Below are 15,064 nucleotides of genomic sequence, written 5' to 3'. Positions count from 1 at the left end.
GGGACTACAACCGGCTGAGCCCTGCTGCTCGTCAGGCGGCCCGCTCCAGGAACTCCAGCCGGTTCCCCACCGGATCGTGGCTGTAGAAGCGACGGTGCCCCGGCAGATCACCGTCCCAGCGCACCTCGGCACCCCGCTCCTCCAGCCGGGCCGCGTATGCCTCGATGTCCGTGACGCGCAGCCCGGGGTGGGCCTTCCTCGCCGGGCGGAAGTCCTGCTCGATGCCCAGGTGGAGCTGGACCGGACCCGCCTGGAACCAGCAGCCGCCGCGGGACGCGAGGGCCGGGGGTTTGACGATCTCCGTCATGCCGAGGATGTCGGCGTAGTAGGCGCGCAGGGCGCCCTCGGAGCCCTCCGGGGCGGCGAGCTGTACGTGGTCGACAGCGGCGATCATCACTTCTCCTTGCGGGCCACGGCGAAGATGCGGCGGAACGGGAAGACGGTGCCGTGCGGGCCCTGGGGGTAGGCGGCGCGGAGCAGGTCGCGGTATTCGGCGAGGAAGGCGTCGCGGGCCTCGGGGTCGTCGGCGAGGGCGGTCAGGACGGGGCGCAGGCCGGTGCCCTTCACCCAGTCCAGGACCGGGTCCTGGCCGGGCAGGAGGTGCAGATACGTGGTCTCCCAGACGTCCGCCGTGATGCCGGGGGCGGTCAGCGCGTCGAGGTAGGCGGTGGGGGTGAGCACCGCGTCGGCGTGGCGCAATTGGTCGGCGAGGCGGTCGCGCCAGCGCGGGGAGCCGGCGAGTTCGCGCATCAGTACGTGGCTGGGCTGGTCGAAGTTGCCGGGGACCTGGAAGGCGAAGGTGCCGCCAGGAGTGATCGCGTCCAGCCAGGCCGGGAAGCGGGCGGCGTGGTCGGGGACCCACTGGAGCAGGGCGTTGGAGACGATCAGGTCGTGACGCTCGGCGGGGGTCCAGGTCGTGGCGTCGGCCTCGGCGAAGTCGAGGTGGGGGCCGGCGTGGGCGCGGGCCCGTTCGAGCATCTGCGGGGAGTTGTCGTAGCCGGTGATCCGGGCCCCGGGCCAGCGGTCGGCGAGCAGGACGGTGACGTTGCCCGCTCCGCAGCCGAGGTCGGCGATACGGGGTGCGGGGGCGGCCGGGAGTTCGGGGATGCGGGCGAGGAGGTCGAGGAAGGGGCGGGTGCGGTGGTCGGCGTGGCGCAGGTACTGCTGCGGGTCCCAGGTGGGTGTGGTCATGGGCTCAGGATCACGCCGAGAATATCTTGATGTCAAGACACTTGAATTCAAGAGACTTCATGTCGACAGACCCTCTACACTGATCCACATGGAGGACGAGGTCGACCGACTGGTCGCTGCATGGCGCCGCGAGCGCCCCGACCTCGACGTGGAACCACTCGAGGTGCTCAGCCGCGTCTCCCGCCTGGCCCGCCATCTGGACCGGGCCCGCCGGATCGCCTTCTCCGAGCACAATCTTGAGCCCTGGGAGTTCGACGTACTGACGTCACTGCGTCGCGCCGGCGCCCCCTACCAGCTCTCCCCCGGGCAACTCCTCACGCAGACCCTGGTCACCTCCGGCACGATGACCAACCGCATCGACCGCCTGACCAAGAAGAACCTCGTCGAGCGCCTCCCCGACCCCAGCGACCGTCGCGGCGTGCTCGTCCGGCTCACCGCCGAGGGGCGCGACAAGGCCGACCAGTCGCTGGCCGGGCTGCTCGCCCAGGAGCGCGCCATCCTGAGCGAGCTCTCCACCCAGCAGCGGGGCGAACTGGCCGGGCTGCTACGCCAGTTGACCGCCCCGTTCGACAACATTCCCGGCTAGGACCGACGCCGCCGGGGCCGGGTCGGCCGGGCCGACGCCCGCCCTGCGGGCCAGGGCGACCGCGGCCAGGGTGGAGTGCACGCCCAGCTTCCCCAGCACGTTCTGCATATGGGTACGGACCGTGTGCGGGGAGAGGTAGAGCCGCTCGGCCACCGCCTTGCGGCCCAGGCCCGCCACCATGCAGCGCAGCACCTCGCGTTCGCGTGGGGTCAGCGACTCGACCAACTGCTCGCTCTCGGTGCGGTGCTTGCGCGCCGCCGTCAGCTCCCGCAGTACGCCGGTGAGCAGCGCCGGGGGCAGATGCGTCTCGTCCCGCAGCACTCCCCGCACGACCGTGAGCAGCCGTTGCAGCGAGCAGTCCTTGGCGACCCAGCCGAAGGCCCCGGCCTGCAGTGCCAGTGCGGCCCGGACCGGGTCGTCCTTCTCGGCGAGCACCACCGTGCGCACGGACGGCCGGCCCGAACGGACCCCGGCCACCAGGGAGATGCCGTCCACCGGGGCGTTCTCCCCGCCGTCGGGGACCGGGACGGGTGCCCGGTGGTCGCCCGCGATGCCCAGTTCGGCGTCGACCAGCATCACGTCGTAGCCGCGCCCCTCGGCGGCGGCCCGCTCCAGGCACCGTAACGCGGCGGGGCCATTGCCCGCCGCCGACACCTCGACGTCCGGTTCGGCCGCGAGCGCCGCTGCGAGCGACTCGGCGAAAATACGGTGGTCGTCCACCACGAGAACCCGGATACGAACCACAGGCACCCCCATGCCGCGTCTGCTCTGGGGCACCCCCGGCCCGCCGAAAGGGACCGATCAGTGCGGGTACGGCGCCCGGATCGGGGAGATGAACCATGGTTCCACGGCCGCCGCCGTGTCCCGGCCACCGCCCGCCCCGGGCGCCGCACCCGACTGTCTCGTACCCCTGAATCAGCACCGGCCCCCACCGGTGCTGTGCATCAGGGTACGGCCGACGGGCCGTGGCGGAAGGCAATTCGCAGAACTGACCGGCTCCGGCCGCCCCCGGGATGTGGTGCGTGTTCCGTCTTGCGACAGGAGTGGACAAAGAGCTGCCTGCCCTGCTGGGCCGGCGGAGCTCAGCCGAGCCTGCGGGCTCCCGCCGAGGGCACGGCCGGGAAGATCCGCGGCATCGCGTGGCCCGCCGCCGCGAAGGCCTCCAGCACGGACTTGGAGACCGCGTCCGCCTGCTCCTCCTCCACCAGGACGATCGCCGAGCCGCCGAAGCCGCCACCGGTCATCCGCGCGCCGAGCGCCCCGGCCTCGTTCGCCGCCGACACCACCAGGTCCAGCTCCGGGCAGGAGACCCGCAGATCGTCGCGGAGCGAGGCGTGCCCGGCGTTGAGGACCGGGCCCGCGGCCCGCACATCGCCCGCGTCGAGCAGGGCGATGACCTGCTCCACCCGCTGGTTGTCGCTGACCACATGGCGTACGTAGCGCACCACGGACTCGTCGACGTCGGCCATGGCCAGGGTGTCCAGGGCCGCGCCGAGGCTCTCGTACGGCACCTCGCGCAGCGTCCGTACGCCGAGCGCCGCCGCGCCCGCCTCGCAGCCGGCCCGCCGCTCCGCGTACGCGCCGTCGCCGAGCGCGTGCTTGACCTGGGTGTCGACCACGAGCAGCCGCAGTCCGCTCGCGGCCAGGTCGAAGGGGACCTGGCGCTGGGTGAGGTCGCGGGTGTCGAGGTGGAGGGCGTGGCCCTCGGCGCAGCAGGCGGAGGCCATCTGGTCCATGACCCCGCACGGCACGCCCACGAAGGCGTTCTCGGCACGCTGGCCGAGGACCGCCAACTCCGGGGCGGACAGCCCGAGTCCGAAGAGGTCGTTCAGGGCGAGCGCGGTGACGACCTCCAGCGCGGCGGAGGAGGACAGGCCCGCACCGGTGGGGACGGTGGAGGTGAGCTGGATGTCCGCCCCGGTGACCGGGTGGCCGGCCTCGCGCAGCGCCCAGACCACCCCGGCCGGGTACGCCGCCCAGCCGTGCCCCTGCTGCGGGGCCAGCTCGTCGATCCGGAGCTGGACGACGCCGCCGGGCACGTCGGTCGAGTGGAGCCGCAGTTCGCCGTCGGTGCGGCGGGCGACGGCCGCGCGTGCGGTGTGCGGCAGGGCGAGCGGCATCACGAAGCCGTCGTTGAAGTCGGTGTACTCGCCGATCAGGTTGACCCGGCCGGGGGCCGCCCAGATCCCTTCGGGCGCGCGCCCGTAGAGCTCGGTGAAGGAGGCGGTCAGCTCGGTGAACGCGGTGGTCGGCTCACTGTTCTCGGTCATGGGGCGGTGGGCTCCTCTCGGCGGGCGAACGTCCAGGCGTCGGTGACGATTCCGGTCAGGTCGGCGCGGGACGGCGACCAGCCGAGCCGCTCCCGGGCGGTGGCGGCGGAGGCGACCAGCACGGCGGGGTCACCGGCGCGGCGGGGGGCCGCGGTCTCCGGGACGGGGTGGCCGGTGACCTCGCGGACGGTCTCGATGACCTCGCGCACCGAGAAGCCGTTGCCGTTGCCGAGGTTGCAGATCAGGTGCTCGCCCGCGGTGGCCGCGTCCAGGGCCAGCAGGTGGGCCTCGGCGAGGTCGGCGACGTGGATGTAGTCGCGGACGCAGGTGCCGTCGGGGGTCGGGTAGTCGTCCCCGTACACGGAGATCGACTCGCGCCGGCCGAGGGCGACCTGGAGGACCAGCGGGATGAGGTGCGATTCGGGGTTGTGCCGCTCCCCGCAACTGCCGTACGCCCCTGCCACGTTGAAGTAGCGCAGCGAGACCGCGGCCAGGCCGTGCGCGGCCGCCTCGCCGGTGATCATGTGGTCGACGGCGAGCTTGGTGGCGCCGTAGGGGTTGGTGGGCGCGGTCGCGTCGGACTCGGTGATGGGGGTGGTGGCCGGTTCGCCGTAGGTGGCGGCGGTGGAGGAGAAGACCAGGGTCCGCACTCCGGCGTCACGCATCGCGGCGAGCAGTGCGACGGAGCCGCCGACATTGTTCACCCAGTACTTCTCCGGGTCCGTGACGGACTCGCCGACCTGGGAGTACGCGGCGAAGTGCAGCACCCCGTCGTAGGAGGGGTCCAGCCACTTCGCGGCGTCCTGGATCCGGCCCTCGATGAACTCGGCCCCGGCCGGGACGCCCTCCCGGAACCCGGTCGAGAGGTCGTCGAGAACGGTGACCGCGTGCCCGGCCTCCAGCAGGTGCTGGGCGACCACGCTGCCGACGTATCCCGCGCCGCCCGTGACCAGGTACTTCTTCTGGGGCTTGCTCACTCGCTCGCTACCTCTCGCAGTCGCTGGGCCGCGGCCTCCGGCGGCACATCGTTGATGAACACGTTCATGCCGGATTCGGAACCCGCGAGGAACTTCAGCTTGCCGGAGGTACGTCGGATGGTGAAAAGCTCCAGATGGAGCCCGAAGTCCTCCCGTCCGGGGACACCGAAAGGGGCCTGGTGCCAGGCCGAGATGTACGGGGTCGGCGGCTCGCCGGGGCCGAAGATCCGGTCGAATCGCCTCAAGAGTTCCAGATAGATCTGTGGGAACTCCGTGCGCGCGGCCTCGTCGAGTTCCCTCAGGTCGGGGACGCGGCGGCGGGGGTGGAGGTGGACCTCGTACGGCCAGTGCGCGGCGTACGGCACGAAGGCGACCCAGTGCTCGCCGTCGATGACGATCCGGGAGCCGTCCGCCTCCTCGCGGGCCACCACGTCGTCGAAGAGGTTGCCGCCGGTCCCGGCGCGGTGGGCCGCCATGGAGCGGAACATCAGCTCGGTGCGCGGGGTGACGAAGGGGTACGCGTAGATCTGCCCGTGCGGGTGGCCGAGCGTCACGCCGATCTCGGCGCCCCGGTTCTCGAAGCAGAACACCTGCTTGACCTGCGGGAGTTCGGCGAGTTCGGCGGTGCGGTCGGTCCAGGCCGCCAGGACCAGGGCGGCCTGCTCCTCGGTGAGGTCGGCGAAGGACGCGTCGTGGTCGGAGGTGAAGCAGACGACCTCGCAGCGGCCGGAGTCACCGGCGAGCGAGGGGAAGCGGTTCTCGAAGACGGCGACGTCGTAGTCGGCCTCGGGGATCTCGCTCTGCCGGCCGTCCCGCGAGGGGCAGAGCGGGCATTCGTCGGCCGGCGGGTGGTAGATGCGGCCCTGGCGGTGCGAGGCGATGGCGACGCTGTCCCCGAGGAACGGGTCGCGACGGATCTCGGACGAGGTCGAGACGGCGTCGAGGGGGCGCCGGTCGACGGCGTCCCGTACGGCGTCGTCGCGGCTGTCGTAGTAGAGCAGCTCCCGGCCGTCGGCGAGCGTCGTAACCGTCTTCTTCACCAGGTTCCTCCAAACATAACCAAACACAATGAACCACAACTCAACAAAAGCGTCAATGAGTGGTCCACGCCGGGCGGCGCGGGCCGTCGCGGTCCGGCGTCAGGCGTCAGGCGTCAGGCGTCAGTTGTGTACGTGGAGGGGTGGTGGCGGCGCGGCTCAGAGGCTCGGCCGCCCCGGCCGGTCGACCGGTGCGGCGCGGTCCAGCAGCCCCGTGCGGGCCGCGAGCGCCGCGGCCTCCAGCCGGGAGCCGACGCCCAGCTTCATCAGCACCCGCTGCACATGCGTGCGCGCGGTGCTCGACGCGATCCGCATCCCGGCCGCGATCAGCCGGGTGTCCTCCCCCTCGGCGACCCGTACCAGGACCTCGATCTCGCGCGGGGTGAGCAGCCGCAGCAGCCGCTGCCCCTCGTCGTCCGGCGCCGCGGCGGGATTGAGCAGTTCGGCGAAGGCGCCCCGGAGGAGTTGCGGCGCCACCGCCGCCTCGCCCGCCCGCGCCTTGACCATCGCCCGTTCGACGCCCTCCATGCGCTCGTCGTGGCGGACGTATCCCGCGGCGCCCGCCGCGAAGGCCGCCGCGATCCCGCGCGGGCTGGGCACCGGTCCGAGGACCACGACGGCCACCTGCGGGCGCTCGCGACGGATCCGTACGATCGGGTCGAAGGCGCCGGGTTCGGCGGGCGCCGAGGTGCCGAACAGGCAGACCTCCGGGGCCCTGCTGACCACCAGTTCCGCCGCACCCGAGGTCGGGGCGGCCGCCGCGAGGACGCGATGGCCCCGCAGCTTCAGTGCCGAGGCGAGCGCCTCGGCGAGCAGTCTGTGATCATCGACCACCATCAGCCGTACGCCCATCGAGCACACCCCCGTAGCACCGGCACACCGGGCCCCCCGGCCTTCCTGACCCGGCAAGCTACACGCTTGTTCGACGCCACGGGCGCCTTAGCGGCCAAAAGGCGCCAGAACGCCGATCGCGCGCGTTCAGGACCGGTTGACGGTGCGCCATGTCCGACTGGTCGCCGTTGCGATCTGCCTGCCAACCGTTACGGATCGCTTCCCGGGTACACATGCGCGTGCGGGGGTGGTGTCCGGCCGACGGACACCACCCCCGCACGCATACGGCCGGCTGCTACGGCCTGCTGAAGCTGACCACCAGTCGGCGGCTCGCGTCCAGCGAGCCGTTGGGCTTGCTGACCATCGTGCTGGACAGGTACAGGTGCCCGTCGCTGTAGCGGAACTCGGAGTAGTCCGGCGTGAAGCTGGTCTCCGCGTCACGGATGGACTCGTCGCTCGGGTTCTCCATCAGCACCGTCTGCTTGAACGTGGCGCCGTCGATGGAGACGACCTGGCCGCCCTTGTCGTACGGGGGGAACCGGTAGGCGATGATGTCGCCGCCGTCCATGCGGATCGGGAACATCGTGTAGCGGTCGCCCGCGTCGGCCCGGTCGCTGGTCGGCTTGCCGGTGGTGAGGTCGAAGGAGACGATCTCGTTGGTGTCGCCGTACTCGCCGCTGCCTTCGTGGTCCTCGGTCGGCACGTAGATCCGGTTGTTGCCGACGGCCAGCTGGCTGCAGCTCTCGACCTCGGTGGAGGCGCAGCGCGCCGCGTACTTCTCGCCGTCCGCCGCGATCCTGGTGAGCAGCTTGCCGGTGGAGGCGTCGATGGAGAAGAAGTCCGAGACGCCGCTGCCGTCACCGGCGGTGTCGCCGACGTCGGCCGCGACGACCAGCGGCTTGGTGGAGACGATGCTCGCGTAGTCGACGCCGGGCGGCATCTTGTACGAGGAGAGCGGGGCCCCGGTGGTGGGGTTCAGCGCCTGGATGACGAGCTGCGGGTCGTCGTACGTACCGCACTTGCGGACCACCGCGAGGGCCTCGCCGCCGCCGTATCCCATGTCGTAGCAGCCGTCGGTGCTGGTCTTGGGCTTCCAGCGCTCGGCGCCGGTGTTCAGGTCGAAGGCGGCGCCGCCCTCGGATCCGCCCGCGGCGACCGTGGTGCCGCTGAGCGTGACCTCGGCGAACCTGACCGCCGCGTCACCGCTGGTGGCCGCGGTCACCGACTTGCTCCACATCAGCTTGCCGGTCTTCAGGTCGATCGCGCCGATCTGGTTGCACGGCGGGTACTTGGTCGCCTTGCTCGGCTTGCTCTGCTCGAAGGCGATCGCGGTCTTGAAGTCCTTGGACATGTGCCGCGAGGCGGCGCAGACCTGGCCCGCCAGCGGGATGGACCAGAGCTTGGTGCCCTTGGCCGGGTCGTAGGCGACGATCTCGTTCAGACCGGTCTTCACGTACGCCTTGTCGGTCAGCCAGGAGCCCTCGACCTTGGTGACGTCGGTGACCTTGGGCAGCGGCACCTGGAAGGCGACCTTGGACTTGGGGTCCGCGGGTGCCTTCTCCGTACCGGCGCCGTCGGGGGCGGCGCCGCCCTTGTTCTCGCCGCCCTTGCCCTCGGTGGCACCGCTGGACGAGGACGCCTGGTCCTTCTTGTCGTCGTCGCCGGAGGAGGAGTACCAGATGCCGCCCGCGACGATCAGCACCACGGCGACCGAGGCGGCGACGATGATCTGCATCTGGGTGGAGAGCTTCTTGCCGCCGTTGTTCTGCGGCGGCTGCGGCGGCTGCTGCATCGGCGTGGTCTGGTAGCCGTAGCCCTGCAGCGGCGGCTGGCCGGGCGGCATGCCCTGCGGGAATCCGTAGCCCTGCTGCGGCTGGCCGGGCACGGGTGCCTGCGGGTAGCCGTATCCGGGCTGCGGGGGCTGGTTCTGCGGGTAGCCGTAGCCCGGCTGCGGGCCCTGCGGGTAGCCGTAGCCGGGGGCCGGCTGCTGCTGTGGGGCCCCCGCGGGCGGCTGGGCGTCCGCGGGCGGCGGCGTCGGGGCGCCGAAGCCGCCTGCGGGCGGGGTGGCCGGCTGCTTGCCGAACGGGTCGGCGGGCGGCGGGGTCGGGGTGCCGAATCCACCCGGCGGGGGGTCCTGCGGGGCGCCGAATCCACCCGGCGGGGGGTCCTGCGGGGCGCCGAATCCACCCTGGGGCGGATCGTTGGGCGGCTGGGGCGGCTGCGTCATGGCGTGCGTACCTCTGGGGAAAGGGAGTCGGTGGGACGGGACCGGCGGCGGTCGGTTGTGCTCCGGCCGCCGCCGGTCGTGAGCCGTGGGGCTCCGACGGCCGGGAACTGCCGCCGAAAGGCTTCGCGAGCCGTCAGTTGCCGAAGGCCATCATGGTCTTCGTCTCCAGCTCTTCCTTGTCGTTCCTGGCGCTGACCCGGCCACTCGCGATGAACGAACGGCCGCCCGCGTAGAGGACCTTCGAGTTGTAGAAGTCGATCTCGATCTCGGCCGTCGACGCGGGGTGCTGCAGCAGCATCCGCGGTGCGCCGCCGGTCGGTGCGAGGGTGGCGATGCCGCCGCCCTTCTCGTAGCCGGACTCCACGTAGAGCAGCACATTGCCGCCCTCCATGCGCAGCGGCTTCACCGTGCGCCCGGCCGGGGCCGCGGCCTTCCACTTGGGCTTGCCGGTGTTCAGGTCGAAGGCCACGACCTTGTTCGTACGGGCGGTGCCGCTGGAGTCCGGCGCGGTCGCCATGTAGAAGGTGTTGGCGTCGGCGGCGACTCCGGTGCAGCCGTCGAGGGACTTGCCGAAGATGGCGAAGGCGCTGCCGCAGTCCGGTGCGAACTTGTCGCCCTTGTCGCTGACGATGCCCGAGCGGAAGGATCCGTTCTGCTTCAGCGACAGGATGCTCCACTCCTTGTCCTTCTTCAGCGAGACCACCAGCGGGTTCACCGAGTAGACCCGGTCGATCTCCCAGCCGCGCTTGGGCCGGTAGGTCCACCTGGGCTTCCCCGTGTTCGGGTCGAGCTCCTGGATCTGGTGCTGCGGATTGCCGGTGTCGTCGGTGCGGCAGCTGGAGGCGGCGATCAGCTTGGATCCGCCGGCGAAGGCGAACGGCTGGCAGATGCCCGACGGCTTGCCGAACAGTTCCTTGCCGTCGCTGACCCGGTAGGCGTTGGAGTTTCCGGTGCGCCCGACCGTCACGGTGTCGCCGCTGATGGACAGCGAGATGTCCGACAGGAAGTCCCAGGTGCCGTTCTGCTTGATCGACTTCTTCCAGCCGGCCTTGCCGGTGCTGAGGTCGATCATCTGAAGGTCCGCGCAGTCCGCCTTGTCGGTGGTGCCGTTCTTGACCCCGATGACGATCTTGCCGTTGGCCGCGGGCTGCGAGGGCGCCGCGCACAGGTCGGCGGGCAGCTCGAGGGTCCACTTCTGCTTGCCGTCGGCCACCGAGTAGCCGGAGACCGAGCGGTACATGCCCTTGACGATCGTGTCGCCGGCCACCCAGGGGCCGTACACGTCGGAGCCGTTGCGCGGCAGGTCGATGTCGTTCTTCTGCAGCCAGAGGACCTTCGCCTCGCCGGCCTTGCGCCCGGCGTTGAGGTCGTCGTCGGCGCCGCGGCCCTCGCCGTCGCCGTTGCCGTTGCCCTCGTTGACGGAGGGCGAGGTGCTCGGCTCGGCGTCCCCGCTCTCCTTCGCGATCGGCTTCTTGTCGTCGTCGCCCCCGCTCGTGGCGACGAAGATGCCGCCGCCGATCACCAGGAGCGCGGCGGCCGCGGCACCGATGATGATCGCGGGCTTGCGCTTGGAGGAGCCGCCGCCCGGACCGCCGGGGGTGGGCGCGCCGGGGTACTGCTGCTGCGGGTAGCCGTAACCGGGCTGCTGACCGTACGGACCCGGCTGCTGACCGTACGGGCCGGGCTGCTGGGCGTAGGGGCCCGGCTGCTGCTGCCCGTACGGTCCGGGGGCCTGGCCCGGCTGCTGCTGCCCGTACGGTCCGGGGGCCTGGCCCGGCGGTTGGCCGGGGGCCTGCGGGTAGCCGTAGCCCGGCTGGGCGGGCGGCGGGCCCTGGGGCGGCTGAGGACTACCCGGCGGCGGCTCCTGCGGCGCGCCGAAGCCTCCCTGCGGCGGTTGCTGGCTGGGCGGCTGGGTCATCAGCACGTCCCCCTTCGTGCGGTCCGGTGCCCGGTCCGTTCTCCCCCGCGATTCCGCGGAGCATCACGGGGCCGAAACCCCCCGAACTCCCCGGAAAGGAGCGAATCAGGCATGGATCCCGCGGCGTTACGTCAGTCGAGCGGGGCTTCTTTGTACCACCCGCATCACCCCGGGCACCGGGTCGGTCCACCCCCTGTTCCCAAGGGAGAACCGCCCCGTGATGCCTCCGTTACGCCTCGGTATCCGTCAGTTGCCGAACATCTCCATCGACTTGGCCCGCTTCTCGTCCCCGTCCTCGACCCCGCTGATGCTCGTACTCATCAGCAGAGAACGGCCGTTCACATAGGCGACCCGGGGCTGGAAGACAGAGCGCTCGGTTCGCACCCCGCCGTCCGGGTGCCGCAGCAGCAGCTGCGGTGTGCCACCGGCCGGCGGCAGCGACGCGATGGCACCGGCCTTGTTCAACGACGACTCCACGAACAGCAGCAGCCGGCCGCCCTCCACCCGCATCGGCATCATGGTCTGCCCGGCCGGGGCCGCGGCCTTCCACCTGGTACGGCCACTGGCCAGGTCGAAGGCGACGACCTTGTTGGTGGGGCCGGAACCGGACTTGGCGGCCTCGGTCGCCAGGTAGACCGTCCGGTCGTCGGCCGCCACCCCGAGGCAGTTGTCGAGGTTCCCGCCGCCGGTGATGAGATCGGTGTCGCACTCCACCCGGTAGTTCTCGTTGCCGCCGACCAACTGCGAGCGGTAGGTGCCGTTCGCGTCGAGCGTGACGATGGCCCAGTCGCGTTCCTTCTTCAGGGAGACGACCAGCGGGCTGACCGAGTAGAACTGCGAGACCTCCCAGCCCTTCTTGACCTTGTACTTCCACAGGACCTTCCCGCTGGCCGGGTCGATCCGCTCCACCAGCTGTTCCTTGTGGTCGTCGGCCGCCGTCTGGCAGCTGGCCGCGGCGATCCCCAGCGGGCCGCTCGCGAAGCCGAACGGCTGGCAGTTGCCCGGCAGTTCCCCGAAGAGCACCTTGCCGTCGCTGACCCGGAAGGCGTCCGTCCTGGTCTTGCGCCCGACGGTCACGGTGTCGCCGTTGATCGCCATCGCGGGGTAGGAGAGCAGGTCCCAGGCGCCCTGCCGCTTGTACGTCTTGTACCAGCCGGCCTTGCCGGTCGTGAGGTCGGCCATCTGGAGCCCGTTGCACTCCGCCTGGTTGCCGCTGCCGCTCTCGACCCCGAAGACGATCTTGCCGTCGGTGGTGGCCTGCGAAGGGGCCCCGCACAGTTTGCCGGGCAGGCGCAGGCTCCACTTCTCGCTGCCGTCCGCGGCCGAATAGCCGGAGACGGTGTGGAACATCGCCTTGACGACGGTGTCGCCGACGAACCAGGGGCCGTACACGCTCGCGCCGTCGCGGGGCAGGTCCACGCCACCCTCCTGGAGCCAGAGGACCTTGGCCTCGCCCGGATCGCGCAGGGTGTTGATCCCGTCGGCCTCCGCGCGCAGGTCGCTCGGCCCCGGATCCTTCTCCTTGCCCTTGGGCTTGCCGGTGGAGGAGGTGCTCGGCTCGGGGGCGGCGCTCTTCTTCGCCGTGGGCTTGTCCTCGTCCCCGCTCGTGGCCAGCCAGACGCCACCACCTGCCAGCAGCACCACCGCGAGTACGGCACCGATGACCGCCCCGCGCCTGCCCCGGAACAACCCTCCGCCACCGCTGCCGTCCGCGGGGCCACCGGACTGCGGTGGCGACGGCACGCCGTACGGACCGGGCTGCGTGGGCACGTTGTACGGACCGGGCTGGGCGGGAGCGTTGTACGGACCGGGCTGGGCGGGAGCGTTGTACGGACCGGGCTGGGCGGGAGCGTTGTACGGACCGGGCTGGGCGGGCGCCGGCCCGTAGGGACCCGGCGGCTGCGTGCCGTACGGACCGGCGGCCTGGCCGGGCGGCTGGGTCGGCGGCCCGTACGAACCGGGCGGGGGGTCGTACGGAGCCCCGAAGCCTCCCTGCGGCGGTTGCTGGCCGGGCGGCTGGGTCATCAGCACGTCCCCCTTCGTGCGGTCCGGTGCCCGGTCCGTTCTCCCCCGCGATCCCGTGGAGCAGGAAGGGGCCGACAAGCCACCTGAGCTCCACGGGAAGGAGCGGATCGGGCATGGATCCCGCGGTGTCGCGACAGTCGAGCGGGGCTTCTTTGTACCACCCGCGTCACCGCGGACACCGGGGCGGTCCACCCCCTGTCCCCAACGGAGAACCGTCCCGTGATGCCTCTGTTACGCCCCGGCCGGAACTGACCACCGGTCAGCAGGGCCGGTCGGCAGGCCGGTCAGTCGGTCAGTCGGTCAGTCGGTCAGTCGCCGAAAGAGATCATGGTCTTCTTCGCGATCTCTTCCTCGTCGGTGTCCGCGCTGACAAAGGCATGCATGAGCAGGGAGCGCCCGTTCACGTAGGCGACCCGGGGAGTGGAGAAGCCTCGCTCCACTTCGGCCGCCGACGCCGGATGCCGCAGGACCGGCTGCAGGGCGCCGCCCGTCGGTGCGAGCGACATGATGCCGCCCCCCTTGCCCTTGGTCGCGCCCATGTAGATCAGCACCTTGCCGCCCTCCACCCGCATGGGCGTCAGGGTCTGCCCGGCGGGTGCCGCAACCTTCCACTTGGACTTGCCGGTGCCCAGATCGAAGGCGACGACCGCGTTGGTCATGTCGGAGCCGACGTACTCGGGCTTCGTCGCCATGTAGAAGGTGTTCGCGTCGGCCGCGACCCCCAGGCAGTTGTCGACGTTCTTGCCCCGGGTGAGCAGGTCGCCGCCGCACCGCGCTTCGTAGTCGTCGGTGCCACCGGCCAGCTGGGACCGGTACGTGCCATCGGAGTTGAGCACCGCGATGGCCCAGTTCTTCTCCCCCTTCCTCAGGGAGACGACCAGTGGGCTGACCGAGTAGAACTGGTCGACCTGCCAGCCCTTCTTGACCTTGTACTTCCACAGGACCTTCCCGCTGACCGGGTCGATCCGCTCCACCAGCTGTTCCTTGTGGTCGTCGGCCTCGGTCTGGCAGCTGGCGGCGGCGATCCCCAGCGGGCCGCTCGCGAAGCCGAACGGCTGGCAGTTGCCCGGCAGTCTGCCCCACAGCGCCTTGCCGTCACTGACCCGGTAGGCGTCCGTCCGGCTGGTCCGTCCCACGGTCAGAACGTCTCCGTGGATCGCCATCGCCACGTCGGAGAACCCGTCCCAGAGACCGGGCCGCTCGTACGACTTGCGCCAGCCCGCCTTCCCCGAGGCGAGGTCGATCATCTGGAGGCTTTCGCAGGGCGCGTCGCTCGCGGTGCCTCGCTCGATCCCGATCACGATCTTGCCGTCGTCGGTCGGCCGCGTGGGGGCGGCGCAGACGTCGGACGGCAGACGCAGGCTCCACTTCCGTGTACCGTCCACGGCCGAATAGCCGGACACCGTCCGGTACATGGCCTTGACCACGATGTCCCCGACGACCCACGGACCGTAGGCGTCGGAGCCGTTGCGGGGCAGGTCGACACCGTTCTTCTGAATCCAGAGGACCTTCGCCTCGCCGGACTTGCGCCCGGCGTTGAGTTTCTCGGCGGTGTCGTGGTCCACGGCCGCCTTCCCCTTGTCCTCATCGGTGGAGGGCGGGGAACTCGACTGCTTGTCGCCGTTCTCGGCGACGGGCTTCTTCTTGCCGCCGTCGTCGCCCCCGCTCGTGGCGAACCAGACGCCGCCGCCCACGATCAGGCAGACGGCGAGCACGGCGGCGACCACGACCGCGGGCTTCCCCTTGAAGCGCCCGCCACGACCGGGCCCACCGGGAGGCTGCGGCTGAGGCTGCGGATAGCCGTAACCTCCGGGTGCCTGTTGCCCGTACGGCTGCGGGGGCGGCCCGTAGGGGCCCGGCGGCTGCGTGCCGTACGGACCGGCGGCCTGGGTGGGCGGCTGCGGTGGCGGCCCGTACAGGCCGGGTTGGGGTTCGTACGGAGCCCCGAAGCCTCCCTGCGGCGGTTGCTGGCCGGGCGGCTGGGTCATCAGCACGTCCCCCT

General features: G+C 71.4%; 12 protein-coding genes. 1 reads left to right on the top strand and 11 read right to left on the bottom strand.

The genetic code is table 11. From position 1 onward, the window contains the following. Positions 1–31 precede the first annotated feature (31 nt). Both BT364_RS24800 and BT364_RS24795 read right to left on the bottom strand, forming a co-directional pair. Positions 32–394 carry a VOC family protein gene (locus BT364_RS24800; RefSeq protein WP_072487441.1) on the bottom strand — a complete coding sequence of 121 codons (363 nt, stop codon included), beginning with the start codon at positions 392–394 and terminating at the stop codon, positions 32–34. Beyond that, positions 394–1,191, bottom strand: a complete 798-nt coding sequence (locus BT364_RS24795; protein ID WP_072487440.1) for a trans-aconitate 2-methyltransferase — start codon at positions 1,189–1,191, stop codon at positions 394–396. The genes BT364_RS24800 and BT364_RS24795 overlap by 1 nt, the downstream gene beginning before the upstream one ends. An 88-nt stretch (positions 1,192–1,279) precedes the next feature. Between BT364_RS24795 and BT364_RS24790 the strand changes: the two genes are divergently transcribed. After that, positions 1,280–1,777 (top strand): MarR family winged helix-turn-helix transcriptional regulator, encoded by a 498-nt coding sequence (locus BT364_RS24790; RefSeq protein WP_072487439.1) that lies wholly within the window; start codon positions 1,280–1,282, stop codon positions 1,775–1,777. Here BT364_RS24790 and BT364_RS24785 read toward each other — a convergent pair. The 9 genes from BT364_RS24785 to BT364_RS24745 form a co-directional block, all read right to left on the bottom strand. Further along, a complete protein-coding gene (locus BT364_RS24785; RefSeq protein WP_218172453.1) occupies positions 1,736–2,533 on the bottom strand; it encodes a response regulator transcription factor in 798 nt (265 codons plus the stop codon). The genes BT364_RS24790 and BT364_RS24785 overlap by 42 nt on opposite strands. Before the next feature lie 326 nt (positions 2,534–2,859). Then, positions 2,860–4,047, bottom strand: coding sequence for a galactokinase (galK, locus tag BT364_RS24780; protein ID WP_072487438.1), 1,188 nt, complete (start codon positions 4,045–4,047; stop codon positions 2,860–2,862). Continuing rightward, the gene (galE, locus tag BT364_RS24775) at positions 4,044–5,024 is read right to left on the bottom strand and encodes a UDP-glucose 4-epimerase GalE (protein WP_072487437.1); all 981 of its coding nucleotides are present in this window, start codon (positions 5,022–5,024) and stop codon (positions 4,044–4,046) included. Before galE ends, galK begins: the two co-directional genes overlap by 4 nt. Then, complete coding sequence (gene galT / locus BT364_RS24770; protein ID WP_072487436.1) at positions 5,021–6,064, bottom strand: galactose-1-phosphate uridylyltransferase; 1,044 nt, start codon at positions 6,062–6,064, stop codon at positions 5,021–5,023. The genes galE and galT overlap by 4 nt, the downstream gene beginning before the upstream one ends. Positions 6,065–6,220: 156 nt before the next feature. Beyond that, positions 6,221–6,913 carry a helix-turn-helix transcriptional regulator gene (locus BT364_RS24765; protein WP_072487483.1) on the bottom strand — a complete coding sequence of 231 codons (693 nt, stop codon included), beginning with the start codon at positions 6,911–6,913 and terminating at the stop codon, positions 6,221–6,223. Positions 6,914–7,187: 274 nt separating this feature from the next. Then, complete coding sequence (locus BT364_RS24760) at positions 7,188–9,119, bottom strand: outer membrane protein assembly factor BamB family protein (protein WP_072487435.1); 1,932 nt, start codon at positions 9,117–9,119, stop codon at positions 7,188–7,190. A 133-nt stretch (positions 9,120–9,252) separates the two neighbouring features. Then, positions 9,253–11,037: an outer membrane protein assembly factor BamB family protein gene (locus BT364_RS24755; RefSeq protein ID WP_072487482.1), complete on the bottom strand. Its 1,785-nt coding sequence runs from the start codon at positions 11,035–11,037 to the stop codon at positions 9,253–9,255. Positions 11,038–11,283: 246 nt separating this feature from the next. Beyond that, complete coding sequence (locus BT364_RS24750; RefSeq protein WP_072487481.1) at positions 11,284–13,062, bottom strand: outer membrane protein assembly factor BamB family protein; 1,779 nt, start codon at positions 13,060–13,062, stop codon at positions 11,284–11,286. A gap of 308 nt (positions 13,063–13,370) precedes the next feature. Further along, positions 13,371–15,050 (bottom strand): outer membrane protein assembly factor BamB family protein, encoded by a 1,680-nt coding sequence (locus tag BT364_RS24745; protein WP_072487480.1) that lies wholly within the window; start codon positions 15,048–15,050, stop codon positions 13,371–13,373. Positions 15,051–15,064: the final 14 nt, after the last annotated feature.

Source organism: Streptomyces atratus, from assembly GCF_900119365.1.
Taxonomy (GTDB): Bacteria; Actinomycetota; Actinomycetes; order Streptomycetales; family Streptomycetaceae; genus Streptomyces; species Streptomyces atratus_B.
The sequence above is the reverse complement of the archived record's forward strand: the minus strand, read 5'-3'. Positions and strand labels throughout refer to the sequence as shown.